The sequence below is a fragment of the Pseudomonas sp. MWU12-2037 genome (assembly GCF_023242345.1).
In the GTDB taxonomy this organism is placed as follows: Bacteria; Pseudomonadota; Gammaproteobacteria; order Pseudomonadales; family Pseudomonadaceae; genus Aquipseudomonas; species Aquipseudomonas gingeri_D.
Map to the genome: position 1 here is coordinate 149,522 of NZ_JALLIZ010000009.1, position 15,605 is coordinate 165,126.

Below are 15,605 nucleotides of genomic sequence, written 5' to 3' on the forward strand. Positions count from 1 at the left end.
AAGACGCCGGGCCCCACAATAACGTCCTGCCGAGGAAACCATCATGAAACGACTGATCAGCCGCTGTGCGCTTGCACTCACCGGTACCGCGCTCCTGAGCACAGGGGTCATGGCCGCGGACCAAGCCTCCTGCCAGAACGTTCGCCTCGGCGTGGTCAACTGGACCGATGTCATGGCCACCAGTGCCATGACCCAGGTGCTGCTCGATGGCCTGGGCTACCAGGTCAAACAGACCAGCGCCTCCCAGCAAATCATCTTCGCCGGCATCCGCGACCAGCGCCTGGACATGTTCCTGGGCTACTGGAACCCGCTGATGACCCAGACCATCACCCCGTTCGTCGACGCCAAGCAGGTCAAGGTCCTGGCCGAACCGAGCCTCAAGGATGCCCGCGCCACCCTGGCCGTGCCCACTTACCTGGCCGACAAGGGCCTGAAGACCTTCGCCGACATCGCCAAGTTCGAGAAAGAGCTGGGCGGCAAGATCTACGGCATCGAGCCCGGCTCGGGCGCCAACACCCAGATCAAGGAAATGATCGCCAAGAACCAGTTCGGCCTGGGCAAGTTCCAGCTGGTGGAATCCAGTGAAGCGGCCATGCTCTCGGCGGTGGATCGCGCCGTGCGGCGCAAGGAAGCCGTGGTGTTCTTCGGCTGGGCGCCGCACCCGATGAACGTCAACATCCAGATGACCTACCTCACCGGCAGCGAAAACGCCCTGGGTCCGAACGAAGGCATGGCCACCGTCTGGACCGTCACCGCGCCGACCTACGCCGAACAATGCCCGAACGTGAACAAGCTGCTGAGCAACCTGACCTTCAGCGCCGCCGACGAGAGCCGCATGATGCAACCGCTGCTCGACCACAAGGACGCGCTGGAGTCAGCCAAGCAGTGGCTCAAGGATCACCCACAGGACAAGGCCCGCTGGCTGGAGGGTGTGACCACCTTCGATGGCAAGCCGGCCGCTGAAAACCTGCAATTGACCAGCAAGTAAATCACCGAAAATCGCACCCGCAGCCCTTGATGGCTGCGGTGTGAACCACCACGCCTGTAAGGAACCCGCACCATGAACCACGACGTCATCATCACCTGCGCACTCACCGGTGCTGGCGACACGACCGGCAGAAGCCCTCACGTTCCGGTCACGCCCAAACAGATCGCGGCGGCTGCCGTGGAGGCGGCCAAGGCCGGTGCCACCGTGGTGCATTGCCACGTGCGCAACCCCGAAACCGGCAAGTTCAGCCGCGACGTGGCCCTGTATCGCGAAGTGATGGAGCGTATCCGCGAGGCGGACGTGGACATCATCGTCAACCTCACCGCCGGCATGGGCGGCGACCTGGAGATCGGTGCCGGCGAGAACCCGATGGAGTTCGGCCCGAACACCGACCTGGTCGGTCCGCTGACCCGCCTGGCCCACGTCGAGGCGTTGCTGCCGGAAATCTGCACCCTGGACTGCGGCACCCTGAATTTCGGCGACGGCGACACCATCTACGTCTCCACCCCGGCGCAACTGCGCGCTGGCGCCAAACGTATTCAAGAGCTGGGTGTGAAAGCCGAGCTGGAAATCTTCGACACCGGTCACCTATGGTTTGCCAAGCAACTGATCAAGGAAGGCCTGCTGGACGACCCATTGTTCCAACTGTGCCTGGGCATTCCGTGGGGCGCTCCGGCGGACACCACCACCATGAAAGCCATGGTCGACAACCTGCCGGCGGGCGCGGTGTGGGCCGGTTTCGGCATTGGCCGCATGCAAATGCCGATGGCGGCGCAAGCGGTGCTGCTGGGCGGCAACGTGCGGGTCGGCCTGGAAGACAACCTGTGGCTGGACAAGGGCGTGCTGGCGACCAACGGCCAGTTGGTCGAACGCGCCTCGGAAATCCTCAGCCGTCTCGGTGCCCGCGTCCTGACCCCGGCCGAAGGGCGGGTGAAGATGGGGCTGACCAAGCGCGGTTGATCCACTGACACACCTCTGCTCCTACAAGTGATCGTATTGCCAAAACCCTATTGCGCAGGAAGTTGCCATGAGCTTTATCACCGAAATCAAAACCTTCGCCGCCCTGGGCAGCGGTGTCATCGGCAGCGGCTGGGTCTCCCGCGCCCTCGCCCACGGCCTCGATGTGATCGCCTGGGACCCGGCGCCCGGCGCCGAAGCGGCCCTGCGCAAGCGCGTCGCCAATGCCTGGGGTGCCCTGGAGAAACAAGGCCTGGCCCCTGGCGCTTCGCAAGACCGCCTGCGTTTTGTCGCAACCATCGAAGAATGTGTGAAGGACGCCGACTTTATCCAGGAAAGCGCTCCGGAACGCCTGGAGCTGAAACTCGAACTGCACGGCAAGATCAGCGCCGCGGCCAAGCCCAACGCCTTGATCGGCTCCAGCACCTCGGGCCTGCTGCCCAGCGAATTCTATGAAGGCGCCACCCATCCGGAGCGCTGCGTGGTCGGTCACCCGTTCAACCCGGTGTACCTGCTGCCGCTGGTGGAAGTGGTCGGCGGCAAGAACACCGCCCCCGAAGCCGTGCAAGCCGCGATGAAAGTCTATGAATCCCTCGGCATGCGCCCACTGCACGTGCGCAAGGAAGTCCCGGGCTTTATCGCCGATCGCCTGCTGGAAGCGCTGTGGCGCGAGGCGCTGCATCTGGTCAACGACGGCGTCGCCACCACCGGCGAAATCGACGATGCGATCCGCTTTGGCGCGGGTCTGCGCTGGTCGTTCATGGGCACCTTCCTGACCTACACCCTGGCCGGTGGCGATGCCGGTATGCGGCACTTCATGGCCCAGTTCGGCCCGGCGTTGCAGTTGCCGTGGACCTACCTGCCTGCACCGGAACTGACCGAGAAGCTGATTGACGATGTGGTCGACGGGACCAGCGATCAGTTGGGCAAACACAGCATCTCGGCCCTGGAACGCTATCGTGACGACTGCCTGCTGGCGGTGCTGGAGGCGGTGAAGACCACCAAGGCCAAACATGGCATGAGTTTCAGCGAGTAAGTTTTTCCGGTGTCTGGGCGGGCCCTTTCGCGGGCAAGCCCTGCTCCTACAGTTTTGTGTCGTACGCAAAAAATCATTCGACGCTGGACTGTAGGAGCAGGGCTTGCCCGCGAAGACGGCCTGACAGACACCCCTCATTCGTGATCTGTTCACCTCTTCGGACACCCACCATGCCCACCCTCACCACCTACACCACCGAAGTCATCCCCGACTGGGTCGACTACAACGGCCATCTGCGCGATGCCTTCTACCTGCTGATCTTCAGCTACGCCACCGACGCCCTGATGCTGCGCCTGGGCATGGACAGCGATAACCGCGAAGCCACCGGCAGCTCGTTGTTCACCCTCGAACTGCACCTCAACTACCTGCACGAAGTCAAACTCGCCGCCCAGGTCGAGGTGCGCACCCAGATCATCGGCCACGACGCCAAGCGCCTGCACCTCTACCACAGCCTGCACCTGGTGGGCGGCGACAAGGAACTGGCCGGCAACGAACAGATGCTGCTGCACGTCGATCTGGCCGGCCCGCGCTCGGCCCCCTTCACCGACGCCGTGCTGGAAAAACTGCAAGCCATCATCGAAGGCCAGAGCGACCTGTCGCCCCCCGAATACATCGGCCGCGTGATTGGATTGCCCGCGAAAAAATAAGAATCCCCCGAAAAGGAGCTCACCGTGAACACCGCCGCCGCGTTTGCCGATTTCCGCAGTTACCCGCTGATCAGTGCCCTGACCGCCGCGCATCCGCTGCCGGATCGCATCGAGGTCTACTGGGCGGACGGGCGTATCAGTCCGTACCATCACGTGTGGCTACGGGACAATTGCCCGTGCCCGCAGTGCGTGTACACGGTGACCCGCGAACAGGTGCTGGAAATCGTCGATGTGCCCGAGGGCCTGGCCCCCGCCACCATCCGCATCGACAACACTGGCTGCCTGTGCATCGACTGGCAGGACGGTCACGCCAGCCGCTTCGACCCGGGCTGGCTGCGGGCGCACGCCTATGACGACGAGTCGCGGGTCGAGCGCCAGGCCAGCAAGCCGAAAAGCCGGCTGTGGAGCAGCAGCCTGGAGTTGCCGGTATTCGAGTTCGCCGCCCTCAAGGAGGACCCGAAAACCCTGCTGCACTGGCTATTGGCCTTGCGCGACACCGGCCTGACCCAGGTGCGTGGCGTACCGACCGAGCCTGGTTCGTTGACTGAGGTGGCCAAGCTGATCTCGTTTATCCGCCAGACCAACTTCGGCGTGCTGTTCAACGTGCAATCCAAGGCCGACGCCGACAGCAACGCCTACACCGCCTTCAACCTGCCGTTGCACAGCGACCTGCCAACCCGCGAGCTGCAACCGGGCCTGCAATTTCTGCATTGCCTGGTGAATGATGCCGAGGGTGGCGAGAGTATTTTCGTCGATGGCTTTGCCATTGCCGACGCGCTGCGCCGGGAAGACCCGGCGGCGTTCCGTGCCTTGAGCGAGATCCCGGTGGAGTTTCGCAACAAGGACCGGCACAGCGACTACCGCCGCCTGGCGCCGGTCATTGCGCTGGACAGTACCGGGCAGGTCAGCGAGATCCGCATGGCCAACTTCCTGCGGGGCCCGTTCGAGGCGTCGGTGGAACAGATGCCGGTGCTGTACGGCGCCTATCGGCGCTTTATTGCCATGACCCGTGAAGCGCGCTTTCGGATCATGCGGCGGCTCAACCCGGGTGAACTGTGGTGCTTCGACAACCGCCGCACCCTGCACGCCCGCAATGCCTTCGACCCGGCCACAGGGGCCCGGCATTTCCAGGGCTGCTATATCGATAGGGATGAATTGTTGTCGCGGATATTGGTGTTGCAGCGCTGAGTCCAGGATGAACTGAAAAATCGCGTTCCCAGGCCTGTTGCGATCCGTAGGAGCCTGGCTTGCCAGCGAATCTTTTGGCGATCTCAAGGGCCCTTTCGCGGGCAAGCCCTGCTCCTACAGTTTCGCGGCGTGCGCAGCATTGGCGCACGACACCGGACTGTAGGAGCAGGGCTTGCCCGCGAAGAACGATAACGCGGTCTACCTATTGAACCCGATCTGCCTGTTTCATCACCCGCTGCTCCACCACTTCCAGCACATCGCAACCATCATCGAGCAACGCGTACATCACCTCCAGCACGTGCCGGAAATCCTGCTCATCCAGATTGTTGATCGTGGCACAGGTCAAGGTTTGCGAAAGATCGCGGGCACCACGCAGTCGGCGACTGGCGAATGCGCAAAGGTCGCGCAGGGGTGCATCAGGATTGAAGAATAAGACGGGGGTATCGGTGGTGTTGGATTGAAATGCAAGGAAGTTCGTCATTAAGGGCTCCATTTCAAGGGTAACAAACCACCTTCAATGCGAGGGTGATTGGATGGCTCCGTGAATGGACCGCGACGTCCAGTCATTGAATTGGCAATGACTGGAGGGACTATAGAGACGTTACACGGCCATGTACAAGCAAGTACGAGCCGGGATGTTTGAGAAAATGCTTCAATGTTTGTAGACGTCACGTCGATTACCGATCCTCACGACCAGGATACAAACCACTTGGTCCTGGATCTCCGAGATGATGCGGTAGTCGCCGACACGGTACTTCCAGAAATCTCCCAACTTGGAACCCTTCAAGGCCTCGCCAATACTGCGAGGATCCTCAAGATCCGCCACGCGCCCTCTGAGAAATTTCAGAATTCGCTGTGCCGTCTGTGGGTCGAGTTTGCTCAGTTCTTTGGCTGCAGAAGATTCAAACTCAATCTTCCACGCCATACTGCCGCTCCAACTCTTCCAGCGTTATGGTTTGACTTCGGCCAGACCGAACATCCGCCAAGCGTTGCTCGGCCAGATAGATATCCTCAAGATGATCAAGGTGTTCGAGGATCGCTTCTCGGGCATAAAATGTCTTGGTGCGACCGGTCGCGGTCGCCAAAGCTTGCAGACGGCTCTCGATCTCCACGGGCAGACGGATGGCGAGCATGTTCTGTACTCCCTCATAAGAATTGCTATACACGTATAGCTTAACAGTTCACCAGCCAACAGCGGCTGCCTTTCATCGGAAGCAGACTGACCTTTCAAGGCAAAAAAAACCCCGATCAAGCCGTGACAGGATCGGGGTGAGAGAGTGTGTCCGCAGAAACCCGCGCCGAGGGTGACCAAACCGTCGACAGGTCTACTGGTACCCAGTGTGCTCGCTTGCCCTGCCTGCGAGTTAGCCGAAAACGACCTGTTCATAGGTATCAGAGCCACTCGGGCAATCGGCTCTTGCCGACACCGCGCAGGGCTACCAGAATCGAAACACGATCACATCGGAACAAGGACCAGCGCCATGATGTACGCGGATTTGATTGACCAGGAAGACCTGTTGGGCCAGCTCAAATCCCTCGGCCTGCAAGTGCCGAGCGGTGCCACCGCCGAGCAAGCCTGCGAATGTGCGGTACGCGGCCTGGACGACGCCCGGGCCTATGAGCTGCGCAAGATGGTCAAGGATATGTACACCAGCAGCGCGACGATCCTGCCGGCCGTGCGCCAGGCGATAGACAAGCAGTTGTTGCCGGCGTTGGCGCGGTATCAGCAGACGCGGCCCTGACAGACCCGCCCTGTAAGCTTTCTGCCGCAAGCTGATTTTTCTGCATCGTTTGCAAAACTTTCAGCGATCTTGAAGGCCTCTTCGCGGGGAAGCCCTGCTCCTACAATCCTGCGTCGTGCGCCAATGCTGCGCACGCCGCGAAACTGTAGGAGCAGGGCTTGCCCGCGAATGAAGGCGACTCGGGCTTAGAGCCTCACGCTGGCAAACGTCGACTCATTACGCGCCTGGCTCAACGCCGACATCGGCCCGGACAACGGCGCCAATACCAACGCCTGCGGAATCGGCATCATCGCCACCTGCTGCGTAGTGTTGGAACCCACGCGCTCGTCACGCGGCGGAATACCGAAGTACTCGCGGTAGCACTTGGAGAAGTGCGGCGTCGAAACAAACCCGCACACCGACGCCACTTCGATAATCGACATCGGCGTCTGCTTGAGCAACTGCCGCGCCCGGATCAGCCGCAGCTTCAGGTAGTAACGCGACGGCGAACAATGCAGGTACTTCTGGAACAACCGCTCCAGCTGTCGACGGGACACGGCGACATACACCGCCAGTTCGTCCAGGTCGATCGGCTCTTCCAGGTTGGCTTCCATCAGCGCGACGATTTCCTGCAGCTTCGGCTGGTTGGTGCCGAGCATGTGCTTGAGCGGCACACGCTGGTGATCCTGTTCATTACGGATACGCTCGTAGACAAACATCTCCGAAATCGCCGCCGACAGCTCACGGCCATGGTCACGGCTGATCAGGTGCAACATCATGTCCAGCGGCGCGGTACCGCCGGAGCTGGTGAAGCGGTTACGGTCGAGGGTGAACAGGCGGGTACTCATGGCCACGCGCGGGAAAGCTTCCTGCATCGAGGCCAGGCACTCCCAGTGCACGCTGCAATCGAAACCGTCGAGCAACCCGGCGCAGGCCAGGGCCCAACTGCCGGTGCACACGGCGCCGAGGCGACGCGACTGACGCGCCTGGCTCTGCAACCAGGACACATGCTCACGGGTGACAGTACGTTGAATGCCAATGCCGCCGCAGACAATCACGGTGTCCATGGCGGGCGCTTTGTGCATGGAGGCATCAGGGGTGATCTGCAGGCCGTCGCTGGCCCAGACCTGTCCGCCGTCGACGCTCAGGGTCGTCCAGCGATACAGCTCGCGGCCGGACAATTGGTTGGCCATCCGTAGGGGTTCTACGGCGGAAGCCAGGGAAATGAGCGTGAAATTGTCCAGCAGCAGGAAGCCGATGGATTGAGGCGCACGGTTCTGGGGTTGAGCCCCGGGCTGGAACGACGTCATCGCGATATCTCCTCACACAAAGCGGGTGATGGCCTCAGGCGGAGGCTCTTGTTATGGCCCTCGATCTCTCGCGGAGAGGGGCTTTGCAATGACAGAGCAATTGCCATGCCGAAAGTTGAATGGGTATTCAATAACTCCTGAAAACGACGTCGCGGTGTGTCTATATAGCCCTTGCCACGAGTGCGGGTTATAAGGCGTGGGAAAGGTCTGTAAGCGCCAGGCTCAAGGGGCTTGAGCACTTCGGTAGCACTTGTGTTCCGGGCGCTGAGCGGCGCCGGGAAGGAGTGTCACCGCAAGCACGGTCGACCGGCGGTAACAGGGTGAAAAGCGGGTGTTGCGAAGGCCTATCAGTTACCTGTTTGCGACGCGCCAAAAGGTGGCGCGTCCCAGGGACAGTGGTCGATTTATGCACAGTCTTGGCAGTGGGCTGACCTCAGCACTCCACCGCACTGACCGCCAACCCGCCCCGCGAAGTCTCTTTATATTTGTCATGCATATCGGCCCCGGTATCGCGCATGGTGCGGATCACCCGGTCCAGGGAAATAAAGTGCTGACCATCACCACGCAAGGCCATCTGCGCCGCATTGATCGCTTTTACCGCCGCAATCGCATTACGCTCGATGCACGGCACCTGCACCAACCCGCCGACAGGATCGCAAGTCAGCCCCAGATTGTGTTCCAGACCGATTTCCGCCGCGTTGCACAACTGCTCCGGCGTCGCCCCAAGCACCTGCGCCAACCCCGCCGCCGCCATGGCGCAAGCCGAACCCACTTCACCCTGGCAACCGACCTCGGCTCCCGAGATCGAGGCGTTCTTCTTGCACAGGATGCCCACCGCCGCCGCCGCGAGGAAATAGTCGACGACATTGGCGTCGGTCACCACCTCGCTGAACTTCATGAAGTAATGCAGTACCGCCGGGATAATACCCGCCGCGCCATTGGTCGGCGCCGTGACCATGCGCCCGCCCGCCGCGTTCTCTTCGTTGACCGCCAGGGCGAACAGGTTCACCCACTCCATCGCACTCAAGGTCGAGCCGATCACATTGGGCTTGTTCAGTTCCTGCAGGCTGCGGTGCAACTTGGCCGCGCGCCGGCGCACATTCAAACCGCCAGGCAGGATGCCTTCGTGCTTGAGGCCCTGCTCGACGCAATCCTGCATCGCCCGCCAGAGTTTCATCAGGCCGCTGCGAATCTCGTCCTCACCCCGCCAGACCTTTTCATTGGCCAGCATCAGCTCGGCAACGCTCAGGCCATGTCGCTGACACAACTCAAGCAACTCCACCGCACTGGAAAAATCATACGGCAACACCGTGCGGTCCATATCCGCCACGCCGCTTTCCGCCTGGGCCTGGTCGACGACAAAACCACCGCCCACCGAATAGTAGGTATCGCGATGCAGTTCTTTACCTTCTTCGCCGAAAGCGACCAGGGTCATGGCATTGGGATGGAACGCCAGGTTCTCGTCGATCAGGCGCATGTCCCGCGCCCAGACAAACGGAATCGCCAGGCGGTTATCCAGCAGCAAGGTGTCGGTTTCCCGCAAGGTGGCGATGCGCAGGCCGATCTGCGACGGATCGATCGCATCCGGCCATTCGCCCATCAGGCCCATGATCACCGCGTTGTCGCTGCCATGACCGATGCCGGTGGCCGACAGCGAACCGTAAAGCTGCACTTCAACCCGCGTCACCTGCGCAAGCTCCCCCCGCTCACGCAGCCCCTGGACGAACAACGCCGCAGCGCGCATAGGCCCCACGGTATGGGAGCTGGAAGGGCCGATGCCGATCTTGAACAGGTCAAACACGCTGATTGCCATTGTTGCGAAGTCCTCTGAGTGCCTGTTCCAGACGCCTGAGCGTCCGGTGGCGAAGCTGCTACGCTCAAGCATCGCAATCCGCCGGGATAAAGCATCATCAGCCTTTTGAAAGCCCACACGACGTCTCACACCGACGCACCCATGCCCAGCAACGCCAGCGTCCGCGCACAGGTAATTTTCGGCGTTTTTTTGCGGCGCAGAGGGGAAAAAAGGCCGGAAAAAAGCTGTAAACGACCTCACCGACACTGGAAGCGACCCTCCCTGTACTGGATACGACGCACCCTGTAGGCGACAGATTTAGGCTGGTACATGATCAGTCTCGACTCGATTGCAAGGCACCGGGGTAGAGCCGTCCTCAGCGCCTACAACCGCAACACAAAATAACTAAGCGCGATCGTCCAGTCGGACCACTGCCAAAAATAAACATCCAGGAGTCCACCCCATGAAAGGTTCCCCGTCGTTGTTGTTGGCCGCCATGCTGAGTCTGCCGATGCTGGCCCAAGCCGCAGAGCCAGCACAGTGCAGTACCGTTAACTTCTCGGATGTCGGTTGGACGGACATCACCGCCACCACCGCCACCACCAGCGTGGTACTCGACGCCCTGGGCTACAAAACCAAGACCACGATGATTTCCGTGCCGGTGACCTACAAGTCCCTGGCCGACGGCAAGAACATGGACGTGTTCCTCGGCAACTGGATGCCGACCATGGAAAACGACATCAAGGCCTACCGTGATGCCGGCACCGTGGAAACCGTGCGCACCAACCTCAAGGGCGCCAAGTACACCCTCGCCGTCCCTCAGGCGTTGTACGACAAGGGCCTGCATGACTTCGCCGATATCGCCAAGTTCAAGAAGGAACTGGACGGCAAGATCTACGGCATCGAGCCGGGCAACGACGGCAACCGTCTGATCCAGAGCATGATCGACAAGAACGCCTTCGGCCTGAAAGACGCCGGCTTCAAAGTCGTCGAGTCCAGCGAAGCCGGCATGCTCTCGCAGGTCGACCGTGCGCAGAAACGCGACACCGCCGTGGTCTTCCTGGGCTGGGCGCCGCACCCGATGAACAAGCGCTTCAAGATCGAATACCTCACCGGTGGTGATGAGTACTTCGGCCCTGACTTCGGCGCCGCGACCGTCCTGACCAACACCCGCAAGGGCTACACCCAGGAATGCAGCAACGTCGGCCAACTGCTGAAGAACCTCGAGTTCACCGTCGACATGGAAAGCTCGCTGATGGGCAACATCCTCGACGACAAGATGAAGCCTGAAGCCGCTGCCAAGGCGTGGCTGAAGAAGAACCCACAGGTGTTGACCACCTGGCTGGCGGGCGTGACCACCATTGACGGTAAACCAGGCCTGGAAGCCGTGAAAGCCAAGCTCGCGCAATAACCGCCACGTCCGGGCGGGTTCGCCCGCCTGGACTGGCATTTATTTCCCCGCATGTGGACGTTCAATACCATGCTGACTGAACATAAAATCCCCCTGGGCCAGTACATCGCGGCGTTCGTCGAATGGTTGACGAAGCACGGTGCCAACTACTTCGATTTCATCGCCTCGACGCTGGAAGCGATGATCCACGGCGTGACCTTCGCGCTGGCCTGGTTCAATCCGCTGGCATTGATCGCGCTGATCGCGGCGATCGCCCACCTGATCCAGCGCAAATGGGGGCTGACCGCCTTCGTGATCGCCTCCTTCCTGCTGATCCTCAACCTGGGATACTGGCAGGAAACCATGGAAACCCTGGCCCAGGTGATGTTCGCCACCCTGGTCTGCGTGGTGATCGGCGTGCCGCTGGGCATCGTCGCCGCGCACAAGCCGATGTTCTACACCCTGATGCGTCCGGTCCTCGACCTGATGCAGACCGTACCGACCTTCGTGTACCTCATTCCAACCCTGACCCTGTTCGGTCTGGGTGTCGTCCCCGGTCTGATCTCCACGGTGGTGTTCGCGATTGCCGCGCCCATCCGCCTGACCTACCTGGGTATCCAGGATGTACCGCAAGAACTGATGGACGCCGGCAAGGCCTTCGGCTGCTCGCGTCGTCAACTGCTCTCACGGATTGAACTGCCCCACGCCATGCCGAGCATCGCCGCCGGTGTCACCCAGTGCATCATGCTGTCGTTGTCGATGGTGGTGATCGCCGCGCTGGTGGGTGCCGATGGCTTGGGCAAACCCGTGGTCAACGCACTGAACACCGCTGATATCGCCCTCGGCTTCGAAGCCGGCCTGGCGATCGTATTGCTGGCAATCATGCTCGACCGTATCTGCAAACAACCCGACGCACAGGTAAGGGGTGACGCATGAGCATCATTCGCTTCGACAAGGTAGACGTCATCTTCTCCAAGAATCCGCGAGAGGCCCTCGCGTTGCTGGACAAAGGCCTCAAGCGTGAAGAGATCCTGAAAAAGACCGGCCAGATCGTCGGTGTGGAAAACGCCAGCCTGGAAATCGAGAAAGGCGAGATCTGCGTGCTGATGGGGCTGTCCGGTTCCGGCAAGTCCAGCCTGCTGCGCTGCATCAACGGCTTGAACACGGTCAGCCGTGGCCACTTGTTCGTCGAACATGAAGGTCGACAGATCGACATCGCCAACTGCACCGACGCGGAACTGAAGATGATGCGCACCAAGCGCATCGCCATGGTGTTCCAGAAGTTCGCCCTGATGCCCTGGCTGACGGTGCGCGAGAACATCAGCTTCGGCCTCGAGATGCAGGGTCGTCCTGAAAAGGAACGCCGCCAACTGGTGGACGAGAAGCTGCAACTGGTCGGTCTGGAACAATGGCGCAACAAGAAGCCCGACGAACTGTCCGGCGGTATGCAACAACGCGTGGGCCTGGCCCGCGCCCTGGCGATGGACGCCGACATTCTGTTGATGGACGAACCCTTTTCGGCCCTCGACCCGCTGATCCGCCAAGGCTTGCAGGACGAACTGCTCGACCTGCAACGCAAGCTGCACAAGACCATCGTGTTCGTCAGCCACGACCTGGATGAAGCCCTGAAGCTGGGCAGCCGTATCGCCATCATGAAAGACGGCCGGATCATCCAGTACAGCAAGCCGGAAGACATCGTGCTCAACCCGGCGGACGAATATGTGCGCACCTTCGTCGCCCACACCAATCCGCTCAATGTGCTGTGCGGGCGCAGCCTGATGCGCACCCTGGACAACTGCAAGCGGGTCAACGGTTCGGTGTGCCTCGACCCGGGCGGCGATTCGTGGATCGACCTGGCCGAAGGCAACACCGTCAAGGGTGCCCGCCAGAACGGCGCCGTCCTGAACCTGCAAAGCTGGGTGCAGGGGCAAGCGGTGGAAGGCCTGGGGCGTACGCCGACCCTGGTGGATTCGAACATCGGTATGCGCGATGCCTTGCAGATCCGCTACCAGACCGGCCACAAGCTGGTGCTGCACGACAACAACAAGGTGGTGGGGATTCTCGGCGACAGCGAGCTGTATCACGCACTGTTGGGCAAGAACCTCGGTTGAGACCGATGCAAAAACGCCGCGAGCGCATCGCGGCGTCTTTGTTTTCGGAATGTCGTTTTACCGCTGGCCGCAGGGGAAGAGCCACCGGATAACGGTGATTTGTCGTAACCTCGGTTTTTTGTTAATTGAACGTTCAATCAAAACAAAATAGACTGGTCCCCATGCCGGTAGCCGCTTCCTGGCTACCAACAGGTCTGAGGAGAGGTGCACGATGCCCAAGGTCGGTATGCAACCCATACGCCGTCAGCAATTGATCGCCGCGACGTTGACGGCGGTCGACCAGGTCGGGATGGCGGATGCCAGCATTGCGCTGATCGCCCGCTTGGCCGGGGTTTCGAATGGCATCATCAGCCACTATTTTCAGGACAAGAATGGCCTGATCGCCGCCACGATGCGCTACCTGATGAATGTCCTGATCGAGAACGTCGCCGCGCGTCGCCTGGCACTGACAGACGACAGCCCGCAGGCCCATCTGCAGGTGATTATCGAAGGCAACTTCGATGCCAGCCAGGTCAATGGCCCGGCCATGAAAACCTGGTTGGCCTTCTGGGCCACCAGCATGCACCACCCGTCTTTGCACAGGTTGCAGCGGATCAACGATCACCGTCTGTATTCGAACCTGTGTTGCCAGTTCCGCCGCGTCCTGCCGCTGCCCGCAGCCCGCAGCGCCGCACGCGGGCTGGCCGCGCTGATCGACGGTTTGTGGTTGCGCGGCGCGTTGTCGGGAGACGCTTTCGACACCGCACAGGCGCAACGGATCGCTTACGAATACATGGATTTCCAACTGGCTAAGCAGGAGCGCTAGAGCACCGGGAAACGCTCGGCCCCTGAACGACTGCCGACCGGTGTTGCCAGAACCTTACTGGCGTACCTGGCGGTTAACGCCAACCACTTATGCACTTGCGAGGACACTATGGCCCGTTTCGAACTGCAAAAACTCTACATCGACGGCGGTTACTCCGACGCTAGCGGCGATGCCACTTTCGATGCCATCAACCCGGCTAACGGTGAAGTTCTCGCCACAGTGCAACGCGCGACCAAAGAAGACGTCGAGCGGGCCGTGGTCAGTGCCGAAAAGGGCCAGAAAATCTGGGCCGCGATGACCGCCATGGAGCGTTCGCGCATCCTGCGTCGTGCCGTCGACATCCTCCGTGAGCGCAACGACGAGCTGGCCGCCCTGGAAACCCTGGACACCGGCAAGGCCTACTCGGAAACCCGTTATGTCGACATCGTCACCGGTGCCGATGTGCTGGAGTACTACGCAGGCCTGGTGCCGGCCATCGAAGGCGAGCAGATTCCGCTGCGCACCACTTCGTTCGTCTACACCCGTCGCGAGCCGCTGGGCGTGGTCGCCGGTATCGGCGCATGGAACTACCCGATCCAGATTGCCCTGTGGAAATCCGCCCCGGCCCTGGCCGCCGGCAACGCGATGATCTTCAAGCCAAGTGAAGTCACCTCGCTGACCACCCTGAAACTGGCCGAGATCTACACCGCGGCTGGCGTGCCGGACGGCGTGTTCAACGTTCTGACCGGCAGCGGCCGGGAAGTCGGCACCTGGCTGACCGAGCACCCGCGCATCGAGAAAGTCTCCTTCACCGGCGGCACCGACACCGGCAAGAAGGTCATGGCCAGCGCTTCCAGCTCGTCGCTCAAGGACGTGACCATGGAACTCGGTGGCAAGTCGCCGCTGATCATTTTCGACGACGCCGACCTCGACCGCGCCGCCGACACCGCGATGATGGCCAACTTCTACAGCTCCGGCCAGGTCTGCACCAACGGCACCCGCGTGTTTGTGCCGAGCCACCTGAAAGCCGCTTTCGAAGCCAAGATTGTCGAGCGTGTGGCACGGATCCGCGTCGGTAACCCGGAAGACGAGAACACCAACTTCGGCCCGCTGGTCAGCTTCGCCCATATGGAAAGCGTGCTGGGCTACATCGCCAAGGGCAAGGAAGAGGGCGCGCGCCTGCTGTGCGGGGGCGAACGCCTGACCGCCGGTGAATTCGCCAAGGGCGCTTTCGTCGCGCCGACCGTGTTCACTGATTGCAGCGATGACATGACCATCGTCCGTGAAGAAATCTTCGGCCCGGTGATGAGCATCCTCAGCTACGAAACCGAAGAAGAAGTGATCCGCCGGGCCAACGACACCGACTTCGGCCTGGCCGCCGGTGTGGTGACCCGCGACCTGAACCGCGCCCACCGCGTGATTCATCAACTGGAAGCCGGTATCTGCTGGATCAACGCCTGGGGCGAGTCCGACGCCAAGATGCCGGTCGGCGGCTACAAGCAGTCGGGTGTCGGCCGTGAAAACGGCATCAGCTCGCTGAACAACTTCACCCGGATCAAATCGGTACAGGTCGAGTTGGGTGACTACGCCTCGGTGTTCTAAGACCCGAGTCTTGTATTGCCCGTGAGGCCGTCTTCGCGGGCAAGCTCCGCTCCCACAGGTTTTTCGTCGTTCGCAGCTA

The 15,605-nt window shown here is 61.2% G+C and carries 16 protein-coding genes; 11 read left to right on the forward strand and 5 right to left on the reverse strand.

The genetic code is table 11. The annotated features are described in order from the left end of the window. Window positions 1-43: 43 nt before the first annotated feature. From choX to M5B42_RS18210, 5 genes are all read left to right on the forward strand, one after another. Window positions 44-988 carry a choline ABC transporter substrate-binding protein gene (gene choX, locus M5B42_RS18190; protein WP_248746631.1) on the forward strand — a complete coding sequence of 315 codons (945 nt, stop codon included), beginning with the start codon at window positions 44-46 and terminating at the stop codon, window positions 986-988. 72 nt (window positions 989-1,060) lie between these two features. Next, a complete protein-coding gene (locus M5B42_RS18195) occupies window positions 1,061-1,948 on the forward strand; it encodes a 3-keto-5-aminohexanoate cleavage protein (RefSeq protein ID WP_100942531.1) in 888 nt (295 codons plus the stop codon). Window positions 1,949-2,015: 67 nt separating this feature from the next. Then, on the forward strand, window positions 2,016-2,981 hold the full coding sequence (locus M5B42_RS18200; protein WP_100942532.1) for an L-carnitine dehydrogenase: 966 nt from the start codon (window positions 2,016-2,018) through the stop codon (window positions 2,979-2,981). A gap of 170 nt (window positions 2,982-3,151) precedes the next feature. Next, window positions 3,152-3,628, forward strand: a complete 477-nt coding sequence (locus M5B42_RS18205) for a thioesterase family protein (RefSeq protein ID WP_248746632.1) — start codon at window positions 3,152-3,154, stop codon at window positions 3,626-3,628. Between the two features lie 24 nt (window positions 3,629-3,652). Beyond that, entirely contained in the window at window positions 3,653-4,816 is a 1,164-nt protein-coding gene (locus tag M5B42_RS18210; protein ID WP_248746633.1) for a gamma-butyrobetaine dioxygenase, read from the forward strand. 202 nt (window positions 4,817-5,018) lie between these two features. Here the strand turns inward: M5B42_RS18210 and M5B42_RS18215 are convergent, their stop codons facing one another. From M5B42_RS18215 to M5B42_RS18225, 3 genes are all read right to left on the reverse strand, one after another. Then, window positions 5,019-5,297, reverse strand: a complete 279-nt coding sequence (locus tag M5B42_RS18215) for a hypothetical protein (protein WP_248746634.1) — start codon at window positions 5,295-5,297, stop codon at window positions 5,019-5,021. A 171-nt stretch (window positions 5,298-5,468) separates the two neighbouring features. Next, entirely contained in the window at window positions 5,469-5,741 is a 273-nt protein-coding gene (locus M5B42_RS18220) for a type II toxin-antitoxin system RelE/ParE family toxin (RefSeq protein WP_248746635.1), read from the reverse strand. Next, window positions 5,725-5,949, reverse strand: coding sequence for a TraY domain-containing protein (locus M5B42_RS18225; RefSeq protein ID WP_248746636.1), 225 nt, complete (start codon window positions 5,947-5,949; stop codon window positions 5,725-5,727). The genes M5B42_RS18220 and M5B42_RS18225 overlap by 17 nt, the downstream gene beginning before the upstream one ends. A gap of 348 nt (window positions 5,950-6,297) precedes the next feature. On the opposite strand from M5B42_RS18225, the gene M5B42_RS18230 reads away from it, so the two are divergent. Then, window positions 6,298-6,558, forward strand: coding sequence for a hypothetical protein (locus M5B42_RS18230; RefSeq protein ID WP_103499517.1), 261 nt, complete (start codon window positions 6,298-6,300; stop codon window positions 6,556-6,558). Window positions 6,559-6,743: 185 nt separating this feature from the next. Here M5B42_RS18230 and M5B42_RS18235 read toward each other — a convergent pair whose 3' ends face one another. Then, window positions 6,744-7,847 (reverse strand): GlxA family transcriptional regulator, encoded by a 1,104-nt coding sequence (locus M5B42_RS18235; RefSeq protein ID WP_103499851.1) that lies wholly within the window; start codon window positions 7,845-7,847, stop codon window positions 6,744-6,746. A 433-nt stretch (window positions 7,848-8,280) separates the two neighbouring features. Beyond that, window positions 8,281-9,660, reverse strand: a complete 1,380-nt coding sequence (locus M5B42_RS18240; RefSeq protein WP_100942537.1) for an L-serine ammonia-lyase — start codon at window positions 9,658-9,660, stop codon at window positions 8,281-8,283. Between the two features lie 442 nt (window positions 9,661-10,102). Between M5B42_RS18240 and M5B42_RS18245 the strand changes: the two genes are divergently transcribed. The 5 genes from M5B42_RS18245 (at window position 10,103) to betB (ending at window position 15,526) form a co-directional block, all read left to right on the forward strand. Further along, window positions 10,103-11,050 carry a choline ABC transporter substrate-binding protein gene (locus M5B42_RS18245; RefSeq protein ID WP_103498301.1) on the forward strand — a complete coding sequence of 316 codons (948 nt, stop codon included), beginning with the start codon at window positions 10,103-10,105 and terminating at the stop codon, window positions 11,048-11,050. 69 nt (window positions 11,051-11,119) lie between these two features. Continuing rightward, window positions 11,120-11,965 carry a choline ABC transporter permease subunit gene (gene choW, locus M5B42_RS18250; protein ID WP_103498304.1) on the forward strand — a complete coding sequence of 282 codons (846 nt, stop codon included), beginning with the start codon at window positions 11,120-11,122 and terminating at the stop codon, window positions 11,963-11,965. Then, a complete protein-coding gene (gene choV, locus M5B42_RS18255; protein WP_103498302.1) occupies window positions 11,962-13,140 on the forward strand; it encodes a choline ABC transporter ATP-binding protein in 1,179 nt (392 codons plus the stop codon). Before choW ends, choV begins: the two co-directional genes overlap by 4 nt. 211 nt (window positions 13,141-13,351) lie before the next feature. After that, window positions 13,352-13,945: a transcriptional regulator BetI gene (betI, locus tag M5B42_RS18260; RefSeq protein WP_103498303.1), complete on the forward strand. Its 594-nt coding sequence runs from the start codon at window positions 13,352-13,354 to the stop codon at window positions 13,943-13,945. A 108-nt stretch (window positions 13,946-14,053) separates the two neighbouring features. Further along, window positions 14,054-15,526, forward strand: a complete 1,473-nt coding sequence (betB, locus tag M5B42_RS18265; protein WP_248746637.1) for a betaine-aldehyde dehydrogenase — start codon at window positions 14,054-14,056, stop codon at window positions 15,524-15,526. Window positions 15,527-15,605: the final 79 nt, after the last annotated feature.